This window comes from Paenibacillus sp. ACRRX (genome assembly GCF_022346885.1).
Lineage (GTDB): Bacteria > Bacillota > Bacilli > Paenibacillales > Paenibacillaceae > Paenibacillus_B.
Genome location: NZ_JAKRNK010000002.1, coordinates 189196 through 201987, shown reverse-complemented (window position 1 = coordinate 201987; position 12792 = coordinate 189196). Strand labels below are relative to the sequence as shown.

The window sequence follows — 12792 nt, the reverse complement described above, 5'->3', positions numbered from 1 at the left end:
TGACGAATGAGGATGCCGCCAGGCAATTGAAACTGATGTTAACGGAAGCCAATAATGTTCAATCTGTTCCACTGGATGTAGCGGATAAAGTTGAGCGTTATCTCAAAAAGGTGCTCTCATCGGTAATAAAGCTTGACGAGAACAAGTTTGAAGCGGATGCCCCGCTTGAAAAGTACGGCATCGATTCCATCATGATCGTGCAATTAACGGATGAATTGGAAATGGTCTTCGGTTCGCTTTCTAAAACTTTGTTCTTCGAATATCAAACGATTCAAGAATTGGCCGCATACTTCTTGAACTCCCATCCGGACAAGGTGATGGAGAAGTTTACGATTCCGAAACATACGCAAGTAGGCACGTCTGCCACCAATGAAACATTACAATCCCTCAATAAGACTTTGCGGGATCCTGATCAATTAGCAAACAAGCAGCGGTATGCTTCCGTTTCCGTCATACAGCCAGCAGAACGGAATGCTCCAACAACTTCTACGACATCTGTTTCACCGAGTTCCATGGACATTGCGATCATAGGCCTTGCAGGGCGCTATCCTGGCGCTATAGATATAAATCAATTTTGGAATAATCTGCGAGAAGGTAAGGATAGCATAACCGAAATTCCGGCAGAACGCTGGAACGGTGATGCGTACATAAGCCATGACCATACCATTGGTGGAAGGACAAATAGGAAATGGGGCGGCTTCATCGAAGGTGTCGACCAATTTGACCCGTTATTTTTTAATATATCGCCTCGTGAAGCGGAGATGATGGATCCGCAAGAGCGATTGTTCTTGGAATGTGTCTATCATGCGATTGAGGATGCGGGCTACACACGTGATACGCTTGCTGACGTTCAGGATCAGGGGCAGGATGCATCACGTAGGATTGGAGTTTATGTGGGCGTGATGTATGAAGAGTATCAGTTGTATGGGGCAGAGGCACAAGCTTCTGGCAAGCCTTTCGCTTTAGGCGGAAGCCCGGCGTCAATTGCCAATCGTGTCTCGTATTTTTGCAACTTTCAGGGACCGAGCGTGGCGCTTGATACGATGTGTTCTTCCTCATTATCGGCAATCCACTTTGCTTGTCAGAGCTTGCGGATGAATGAATGCGAAGTTGCTGTCGCCGGCGGTGTCAATATATCGATTCACCCCAATAAATATTTGCTGCTTTCCCAGGGGAACTTTCTTTCCAGCAAGGGACGATGCGAAAGCTTCGGTGAAGGAGGGGACGGGTATGTGCCGGGAGAAGGCGTTGGTGCCGTGCTGCTCAAACCATTGTCCAGGGCTATACAGGACGGGGACCATATTTATGGCGTAATCAAAGGAACTGCTATTAATCACGTCGGCAAAACTAATGGCTATACGGTACCAAATCCGCGTGCACAAGCAAGTGTAATCGCAAAGGCGTTGAAGGAAGCAAACGTGCATCCGCGAACCGTCAGTTACGTGGAAGCTCACGGAACCGGGACCTCCTTGGGTGATCCGATCGAAATGACGGGTCTGTGCAAAGCATTCAAGGAATTCACATCAGACAATCAATATTGCGCCATCGGATCGGCGAAGTCCAATATCGGGCACTGTGAGAGTGCTGCCGGGATAGCTGGGCTGACAAAGGTGCTCCTTCAACTTAAGCATCGACAGTTGGTGCCATCATTGCATTCGGCTGCCTTGAATCCGAACATCGACTTTAGCTTAACACCGTTTTCCGTTCAGCAGGAACTTGCAGACTGGCCGAGGCCGGTTATTGAGTTGAATGGATGTGTTCAGGAATTTCCACGAATCGCGGGTATTTCGTCTTTTGGAGCAGGGGGCTCCAACGCACACGTCATTATAGAAGAGTACATTTCGGCGAGGGAAGACTCAAGTTCAGTAAGAGGGATGGATGACCCCGCACTAATCGTACTGTCCGCGAAAAATGAAGAACGGCTCAAAGCTCAAGCAAAGCAATTACTGGCCGCGCTCCGGGAGCAAAACTATGCAGACACGCATCTTAGGGATATGGCTTACACGCTTCAAATTGGACGTGAAGCAATGGATGAGCGGCTTGCTATCATCGCAAGATCCGTTCAGGAGTTAGAGGCGAAGCTTGTAGATTGGATCGACGAGCATAAAGAGCTTGATGGTATATTCCGGGGACAGGTCAAGCATAATCGAGAAACGATGGCTTTGTTTGGTGATGATGAAGAAATGCAGGAGACGATCGGGAAGTGGATCGAGCGTCGTAAGCATCATAAGCTGCTCAGCTTATGGGTTAAGGGTTTGCGCCTTGATTGGAACAAGTTGTACGAGGAAGACGTTCCTCATCGCATGAGCCTGCCGACGTATCCATTCGCCAGAAAACGGTATTGGATTCCGGAATGGAAAAACGAAGTCAAGCAAAATCAACCGAAAAAAGTAACGGATCAAGAGGAAGTAGCCTCCTATATATTAGAAAAGACCTGGAAGGCTGCAGTAGCGGTCAACGTGGTTCCACCCTCAACTGGTCAGGTTGTGATTCTGGTCAATAAGGAATCCCGAGGCCTCGCAGACCTTTTATTTCACGGCACGGAAATCGAGCCGGTAATCATTCAAGCGGACAGATACCTGCAAATTAGGGAGAATGTCTGGACTATGGATTTTTCCGATCCTGATCATGCGAAATACGTCCTTCAACATGCCACGGATCGGCTGTCCTCGTGCGTAGGTCTAATTGATTTGTCTGATTGGTATGCCAACCCGCTCTACCTTGCTCAAGAGAATATAGGGAAGATCACTTTGCTTCAAGGGTTTATCCAAAATTATTATAACTCCGGTTTATCTGTACTGCATATTACGAAAGGTCTTCAAGTGTGGAATAGCCCAGACGCAACGCTTGCAGGAGCGGACTTTGCCGGACTTGTGCGTGTGCTCGGAGCGGAATACCGCAAAATATACGCCAAAACGGTTGATGTCGATTTTGCGCCGGGAGAGGCAATCCGGGATATCGTATGGAACGAATGGCGACAGGAGGATAACGAAGTCTGTTACCGCCACGGGATGCGATATATTCCACAGATGACGAAAGTCAATGCCGGGCTGTCCAAGCGAAATTTTGCTGTATCAGCGGACCAATGGGTTATTGTGACAGGAGGTACTCGCGGAATCGGCTATGAGGCAGCTGCACATTTGCTCCAACAGGGATGCAAAAAGTTGGCCTTGATGGGTCTGAAACCCATCACGCCGCGAGAAGAATGGGACGGAGCGCAGACAGATCCAGCGATATTTCAGCGTATACAAGCGATTAGAGAGCTGGAGGCAAGAGGGGCAGATGTCAAATGGTACAGCGGTACGCTTACCAACGAACAGGCTTTGGACGAATTCTTTTGTTCCCTGCGCAAGAACGGGGAAGGAATTGGCGGTGTCATACATTGTGCGGGACTGATGAATCTGCAATCGCCAGCCTTTATTCGCAAGACACCGGCTGAGATCCAAGCTGTGTTAGAGCCGAAGGTGAGCGGATTAAGGATGCTGCATCAATTATTGAGCAAGGATGAACTGAAATTTTTCTTGTTGTTCTCGTCGATATCCGGCACTGTGCCGTCATTGGGAGCCGGTGTAAGCGATTATGCGGCGGCTAACGCGTATATGGACTATTTCGCGGCTTATCAGCATCGAATAGGCAACACCTGCTATCAATCCATACAATGGCCAAACTGGGGAGAAACGGGGCTCGGCGTAACCCGGAGCCAGACCTATAGTATGCTCGGCTTTACAGCTCATCGTACGGCTGAAGGCTTGTCGCTGTTGGACGCGTGCTTACGTTATGAGGACCGCGCCTGCATTATGCCGTGCATCGTGCAGCAGCCCGTATTTCGCGCGGAAGCTTTGCTGCGAATTCCCTCAAGATCGACAGCCTCCACAATGGCTGCCCAAGTATCAGTGCAAAGGGTAACGCCGGGAACGGAAGGCACGCACGCTATTGCCTTGGAGTGGCTGAAGGGGATATTCTCCAAGCAATTAAGAATCGCTGAGGCCGAATTAGACGAGGATACACCATTTGGCGAATTCGGTGTGGATTCCATCCTCATGATAGATTTGGTTAAGCAGGTTGAAGAGCGGACAGGACAAGCTCAGGATCCGTCCTTGTTTCTGGAGTTTCCAACTTTGCGCACACTAAGCGAGCAGCTTCAAGACCAGATATCTTATAAAGTAGAGGACGAGGCTTGCGTGTCGGCGACGGAAAGCATCTGGCCAGATTCCGCAGAAATGGCCCAGTTAACTTCTATTCCACCAAACAGTCGCACGATTCGCGCAAGGATAAAGAAGCGGAAGTATGCGGCAGCTGCCGCTGCTGCTGCAGACAGTCGTTCTGATTCTGGGAAGATTGCTGTCATAGGGGTGGCTTGTCATTTCCCGGGAGCGGGTAATAAAGAGGAATTCTGGGACAATCTGATTCAGGGCCGCAGCGGTATAACGGAAATTCCATTGTCTCGATGGGACAAAGAGCAATATTATGAACCACACTATGAGCAGGGTAAAAGCATCAGCAAATGGGGCGGCTTCATCGACCATATTGAGTATTTCGATGCAAAGTATTTTCAGATTAGTCCAGAAGAGGCGCCATATGTCGATCCATTAATTCGGAAATTTTTGGAGATCAGCGTTCAAACGGTCCGAGATGCGGGATATGCCGCTGAAACGCTGTGGGGTCAAGACATAGGCGTGTTCGTTGGTTCCCGTGCCGGGGCATTTGCTCCCAAACTGAAGCATTTGAGTAAAAATAGCATCATCGGCGTTGGCCAAAACTTCATCGCTGCTCATGTATCCCACCATTTTAATTGGAAAGGTCCCAATCTGGTCGTGGATACAGCCTGTTCCTCATCGCTTGTAAGCGTGCATCTGGCCTGTCAGAGTTTGTTGAGCGGAGAATCAGGAATGGCTTTGGCCGGAGGGGTAGACATTCTCCTGGATGAGGTGCCGTACTTAGTATTGAGCGAAGCGCGTGCCTTATCTCCAGATGGTAAGTGCCATACGTTCGATCAGAAGGCAAACGGGTTTGTACCAGGTGAAGGCTGCGGTGCGGTCATGTTGAAGCGTCTGGAAGATGCGATCGCTGACGGAGACCATATATATGCAGTCATCGAAGCAACGGCGGTGAATAACGATGGGCGAACGATGGGGATCACAACTCCGAATCCAGAAGCGCAAATTTCGGTGATCGAAGCAGCATTACGAAAGGGCCGGATCCGACAAGAGTCCATTAGCTATGTAGAGACGCACGGGACGGGAACCATGATCGGAGATCCAATCGAGCTCAGGGCACTGTCCAGAGTGTTCCGCAAGTCGACGGAGAAAAAACAGTTTTGCGGCGTAGGCAGCGTTAAAAGCAATATTGGGCACTTGTTAAGCGCGGCGGGAATTGCCAGCTTGATTAAGGTAGTATTGTCTCTGCATCATGGTCAACTGCCGCCGACATTGAATTGCGAAACGCCCAATCCGCGTTTCGATTTTGGGGAGTCGCCGTTTTATCCGAACATTCAAGCGAAGCGTTGGCAAGCACGGGACGGAATTCGTCGAGCAGGCATCAGCTCATTTGGATTCGGAGGCACGAACGCCCATGTTATTGTAAGGGACGCAGCCGGGAGATCGTTTGCGAATTACCTGCCAACAAAGGCTTCGCTGCCTCCTGTACAATTTCAACGTGAGCGGGTGTGGAGTATTGGTGAAACTGATCATCCATTCGAATCGTCTATTCCTGACCCAAAAGAGAACTTGTATCGGCCGTTAATGCATATTGTTGATGAATCGTAACACAGTCCATGCAAAGTTGGAGGGTACAGGAAATGAAGGATTATAAATTTGGCATTGTCATCCGAAATGAAGACTACATCATGAGAGACCATCGAGTCCATCAAACTCGAATTATGCCTGGTGTTACGTTTTTAGATACACTGTACCGCTTTATCCAATCGAAGCAGCCTTCTGCTGAAGGAATCGAGCTGCGCCACATTCTTTTCAAGGAACCAATCGCCACTTCCGAGTATTATGACAAAAAAATCGAGATAACGTTGATGTGGAAGCACGATCATTGGAAGGTCAAAGCAAGAAGCTGCAAAATGCAGGGTGAGCATCTGCTGGAAGCGGATTGGTCGATTAATTTTGAGTGCGAGCTTCATATAAAGAACATCGTCCCCGTCAAGGCTCTTCCCTTGTATTCTTTAAAGCAGGAGGCTGTGAGGCAGTCCGATCTTGACCAGATGTACAGCATTGCCCGCAGGCTGGACATTCACCATTACGAATTTATGAAGGGATTAGGAGAGGTGTATATCGGCAAGGATTACGCACTCGCCGAAGTTCACTTAAGTGAAATCGCCGGGCAGTATTCAGACTATTTCATTTTGCATCCGGCATTTTTGGATTGTTCTACACTTGTTTCGGGTGTGTTTAACGGTGAACAATTGAATTTTGATGCAGCAGTTGAAGAAGAATTGAAGCCTTTTATCCCGATGTATATTGAATCCGTTCATTTATCTGGAAGGCTCGGGACCCGATGCTATGTGTACGTGAAGCGTGAGATAGTCGCAGCTCCCTCGGGACCTGATATTCAACATTCCAACTATGATATATACAACGAGGATGGGGAAAGGGTTGCTTCTTTTAAAAAGCTATCTTCCAAAAGGGTACGTAAAAAATCTTTAATTGTTGGTTTGACACAATTAGATGCGCCACCAGGCGAAGCGCGTGAACGGATGCACGTATCAGAGCCTCTCCCTGTGCCTGCAGTTAGGGACTTTACAACATCGGATTCCAAAAGTGCTCAAGAAACAATTGCGCAAGATCTTAAACGGTTGATAGCAGGCATATTGCGTAAATCGGACCAAAATGTCGATGTGGAAGCCGGGTTCTACGATCAGGGTCTGGATTCGATGGATTTATTGAATATGGTGCAAATCCTTGAACAAAGAATTGGCGAGTCCTTATACCCTACATTATTATTCGAATACAGCACCGTTGAAGCTTTAAGCGAGTATTTGGCTGACCGCTATGCCTCAAAATACGAAACGGCTGTGCAGGCAGGGCATGACGAAGCAATTGTTGCGCCATCAACGCCAGATCCAGTTGGCTCGGAACAACAATCAGTATCCGTGAATCAAAAAGGATATTACGTACCCGGATGGAATATTCAACCCCTGCTGGAAGAAAAGACGATGAAGTACTCAAGGGTGCTTGTTTTTGCTGCTGATGCTAGGCAGCTGGAAATGATGAGGCAGAGCTTGCAGCGATGGAGCGAAGGGCAGATTCGCATCTATGGGGTAGTGCCAGGTATTTCATTTAAGGAACACCAATCAGGTGATGATTACACGATCAATCCGCTGGTGGAGCACGATTATCGCAGCTTGATCGAAGCAGTGATGGGCACGGAAGCTGAACCGTTACATATTCTGCATGCATGGTCTAATGAACGATTTTCCGAATCGGATAACGCGATTCGAAAACAACTCGATCAGGGGATACACTCTGTTTTCTTACTAAGTCGCGCCCTCATGGATTATAAACCTAAGGATTCTATTAACCTTCTGTATGTGTATGGCGATTATGACGAAGAGATCCAACCGCTGTACGCTGCGGTGGACGGCTTCGCAAAATCGATATATGTAGAGAACCCGAAATTTATTTACAAGACGCTTATCGTTGACCGTATGATGGAAAACGAATGGGTGAAGGACGCCGTAAGAGAGTGGCTGTTCGGGGATCATGTTCCGCTGGCTCTGCGCTATCGAAGCGGCGTGCGTCAGGTGCGGGGATTGCAGCAAGCGGCTCTGAAGGAGAACCAAGGCAATGATGAAGGCTCAGGGGAAGCGGTGCGGCCGATACTGAGAAAAAACGGCGTGTACTGGATCACGGGAGGCTTGGGAGGCATAGGATTTATCGTTGCGCGTCATTTGGCAGTCAAGGTGCAAGCCAAGCTTGTCTTGACCGGTCGCTCGCAGCTCAACGGACAGAAACTAGACCAAATCCGCGAGCTGGAACGGCACGGTGCAGAAGTGTTGTATCTGGAGTCCGATATTGGCAGGCCGGGAGAAGCCAAGCGAGTTGTAGTGGCGGCAAGCAAACGGTTCGGAGTGATTCATGGCGTCATTCACAGCGCAGGTGTACTGCGAGACGGCTATGTCTTTCAGAAGCAGCTGGAAGATATGGATGAGGTGCTTCGATCAAAGGTATGGGGCACGATTTATTTGAACCAGGCGCTGAGGGATCAGAAGCCCGAGTTTATGCTCTTATTCTCTTCTCTGGCTGCGGTAACGGGCAACGGAGGCCAGTCCGACTATGCCTTTGCCAACAGTTTCATGGATTATTATGCCGCACGGATGGAAAACCGGCGCCGCTTTCAACGCGACAATCTTCCCTTTTTTCGAGCGGTGAATTGGCCCTTGTGGCAGGAAGGTGGCATGAAAGTTGATGCTGCACACGCAGTATGGATGAGAAACAAGACGGGGATTGAGCCACTTTGCACCCCATTTGGACTGGAAGCGCTCGAAGTGATATTCGAGTTGACAGATGCTCAATCGCTGGTCGTAGAAGGAGACCAGCAGCAAATCATGCGGACACTTGGAATTTTAGACGATGCAAATGTTAGAGACATAAGCATCGATGCAGCCGACCTAGCGAAGTCGGCTAACATCGGGGATGATTCAGGGAAGCAACTGTTCGTAAGCGATGGAATTCCGGAAGAAGGGATCGCGATTATCGGGCTAAGCGGCCGGTATCCAATGGCACAAGATGTGGAGCAGTATTGGCGCAATTTGCGGGACGGGGTTGACTGTATTCGTGAGATTCCGCAAGAACGCTGGGATCACCGCGAGTATTACAATCCCGACAAAGATATCCATGGCACATCGTATAGCAAATGGGGCGGATTTATCGAAGATGTCGATAAGTTCGACCCCTTGTTTTTTAATATCTCCCCTCGTGAAGCGCATTGGATGGATCCTCAGGAGAGGCTGTTTTTGGAAACGGTATGGGAAACGATAGAAGATGCGGGATATGCCAAGTCAAGTCTTAATGGGCGCAGAGTAGGCGTCTTCGTAGGCAGCATGTGGGGACAATATCAGTTGCTGGCCACTGAATTGGGCGGACGGAAGGTATCGCCAATGTCGATTCACGCTTCAATCGCGAACCGGATATCATTCTTTTTTAACTTTACTGGTCCTAGTATGGCCTTGGATACGATGTGCTCTTCCTCGCTGATGGCCATTTATTTAGCCTGTGAAAGCATTGCCCGGGGTGAATGCCAGGAGGCCATTGCCGGTGGTGTGAACATCTCAATTCACCCGAACAAATATACGTCGCTTAGTCAAGCCCGGTTTTTCTCTTCCGATGGCAAATGCCGCAGCTTTGGCGTGGGCGGTGACGGATATGTGCCGGGTGAAGGCGTTGGTGCCGTACTTTTAAAATCGCTGCGTCAGGCAGAAGCGGACGGAGACAAGATTTATGGCGTCATCAAAGGGATCTCTGTTAATCATGGAGGGCGGACCGGTGGATACTCCGTACCGAATCCTCAAGCGCAAGCAGACGTCATTGCCGAGGCTTTGCGCAAGGCAAACATAGATCCGTCGACGATCACTTATATCGAGGCGCACGGCACGGGAACCTCGCTTGGGGACCCGATTGAGATCGCTGGATTGACAAAAGCATTCGAAAGCGCGAATAAGAAGCAGTTCTGTGCCATAGGTTCTGCGAAGTCGAATATTGGGCATTTGGAGTCTGCGGCAGGGATTGCGGGTGTGACAAAGATACTGCTGCAAATGAAGTACGGGCAATTGGCACCTTCCCTGCACGCGGAAGAGCTCAATCCGAATATACACTTCGCAGCAACTCCCTTTTATGTACAACGAAAGCTCGAAAAGTGGACGCGTCCCGTCCTCCGGGACGGAAATGACGATCAAGTGCTGCCGCTTCGCGCAGGCGTAAGTTCCTTCGGTGCAGGAGGCGCTAATGTACATATCGTCATCGAAGAGTACAGGACAAAGGCAGCGGCCGTGGACAGACAGATGGTATTCGGTCCAGATTATCCAGCCATTATCATCTTGTCGGCCAAAAATAAAGTTCGCCTACAGGCTCAGGCCCAGCGGCTGTTACATTTCATCAAATCGGAGGCTGCTGCAGAAACTCATGTGTCGGATATCGCCTACACACTACAAGTGGGGAGAGACTCGATGGAAGAACGAATCGGGCTGCTGGCGGGTTCAATCTGGGAACTCGAGGAGAAGTTGGTTGCCTTTATTAATGGCCAAAGGATTTTCGAACAAGGAAAAGGAGACAGCAAAGGTTATAAACTGCTGGAACTGTGGTTGCAAGGGCAAAGAGTGGATTGGAGCGAACTGTATAGGGATAATCCCAGGCCACAGAAGGTCAGCCTGCCGGCCTATCCATTTGCGCGGGAGCGCTATTGGCTTCCCGAGACTCATTCTGCTCCTGATCAAGCCGTCGCTCGGACCAAGTCTGACGACGCTTACATTCATCCGCTGCTCCATCTGAATACGTCTAATTTATCTGAAATCCGCTTCACTACTGTCTTTACGGGGCAGGAGTTCTTTATATTGGACCATATTGTGCAAGGTCGCCCGATGCTTCCTGGTGTCGCATACCTCGAGATGGCAAGAGCAGCAGTGGAGACAGCAGCAGTGCCGCCACGAGACGGGCTTACAGCGATTACGCTCAAGAACGTGTTCTGGGTCAATCCACTCGTCGTTGAGAATGAGCAGGTCAGAGCGCACGTTCGGCTTTATCCAGATGATGAAGGCGAGATTCATTTTGAGATCTATGGTTTAGTCAAAAACGAGGAAACGGTCTATTGCCAAGGATACGCAGTGCTTCATCAAGCGGAATCAATGTCTCATCTACCATTATCGACCATCAAGGGACAGTGCGACCAAGGACAGTTGACGGCAAAGGCGTGCTACGAAGCGTTCGCTGAAGTCGGACTTTGTTATGGCGAAGGTCAGCAGGGGATTGAAGCGCTTTATGTAGGGCAGGGCCAAGTGCTTGCGAAGTTGTCGCTGCCTTCGTCCTTGACAAATACGCACGACGCTTATGTGCTTCATCCAAGCTTGATGGATTCAGCGCTGCAAGCAACGATCGGCCTCTTTACGGGATTTGCAGCGGATCGGCTCGATTCAGGCCAAACTGCACTGCCATTTGCTCTGCATGAGGCCCATGTGTTCGGCCCGTGCACGCCTACGATGTGGGCCTGGGTTCGATACAGCAAAGACAGCAGCGGGTTCGTGGGCACACCGAAACTGGATATCGATGTATGCGACGAAATAGGGAACGTGCGAGTACGTATAAACGGATTCTCGACGAGACCGCTGTCAGGCGGTATACAGGAAAAGACAGACGGTCAGCTTGTGTCAGGCAGCACGAATTGGAATACCCATATCGGCCAGGTTCTATTGGCTCCCGTGTGGGATGTATATCCTCTAAAACAAGGGGAGGCATTCCCTGAAAGGAAAGATCGGATTGTTATTGTCGGCGGCAGCGAAAGCATTCGGAGCGAACTAAGGAACTACTACCCGTACGTACAGGCGTTAGATATTTTGGGAGACCATACTGTGAATGACATGATTCAAGACTTCGGGAAATTGGGGGAGATTGACCACCTCATCTGGATCGCTCCGCAAGAAGCTTTACCCTCAATAACGGGTGATGCCGCAGCGACAGGTCAAGATCAGCTCGTTCTGTACTTGTTACGTCTCCTTAAATGTCTGCTTGAGCTTGGATATGGCAGCAAAGAATTAGGCTTGACAGTGCTTACTGTGCAAGCGTACTCCGTGTATAAACACGATTCCGTGAATCCTGCTCACGCCGCTCTTCATGGGCTCATTGGCTCGGCAGCTAATGAATATAAGCATTGGCGTATCCGGCTTGTGGATCTTGACGCTGCCGAGCAATGGCCGCTGGCGGAAATTTTCACTTGCGCCGTCCATCCGCAAGGACAGTCGCTTGTCTACCGGAGCAAGGAATGGTATAGGCAAGAGTTGATTCCTTTCGAGCAGTATTCCGCGAATCCAACGGTGTACAGAGCGGGCGGCGTTTATGTTGTCATTGGCGGTGCTGGCGGCATAGGTGAAGCATGGAGCGAATATATGATTCGCACATACAAGGCCAACATCGTGTGGGTCGGCAGGCGGGAGAAAGATGCAGCAATTGTGGCCAAGTTGGACAGGTTAGCAGCACTCGGTCCTATGCCGGAATATGTATCCGCAGATGCTTCCAATCCCCAAGAACTGGATCAGGCGTATCAATCCATCAAGCGGCGGCATGGTCAGATACACGGCGTTATTCATTCCGCGATTCATCTTCTGGATAAAAGCCTTGCCGCTATGGATGAGGAGCGATTCCGCGCCGGGTTATCAGCCAAAATCGGCGTTAGTGAGGCGCTTGCACAAGTGTTTCAACGTGAGCCTCTCGATTTTGTTCTGTTTTTCTCTTCGATAAATGCGTTTCTGAAGGCACCGGGACAAAGCAACTATGTTGCAGGCTGTACTTACAAAGACGCTTTTGCGCACCAATTAGCTTTGGAGTGGCCGTGCATGGTGAAAGTGATGAACTGGGGCTATTGGGGCAGCGTAGGAGCAGCAGCTGATATTTATTATGAAGAAAGAATGAACAAAGCGGGATTTGGTTCTATCGAACCGGCTGAAGCCATGGAGGCCTTGGAAACATTACTTGCCGGACCTATGGACCAGCTGGCGTTTGTGAGAACAACGAAGCCATTGGAACAGCTATCAGTGCGATGTGATGAGGCGATAACGGCTTACTGAGAGCGAGTCATCGA

Annotated in this window: 1 protein-coding gene and 1 pseudogene; both read left to right on the top strand. The window is 49.7% G+C overall.

The features are described 5' to 3' along the window. Positions 1 to 98: 98 nt before the first annotated feature. Positions 99 to 5765 (top strand): annotated as a pseudogene (locus MH117_RS26675) (beta-ketoacyl synthase N-terminal-like domain-containing protein); the annotation flags it as partial. Positions 5766 to 5797: 32 nt separating this feature from the next. Next, entirely contained in the window at positions 5798 to 12778 is a 6981-nt protein-coding gene (locus tag MH117_RS06595) for an SDR family NAD(P)-dependent oxidoreductase (RefSeq protein ID WP_239327889.1), read from the top strand. Positions 12779 to 12792: the final 14 nt, after the last annotated feature.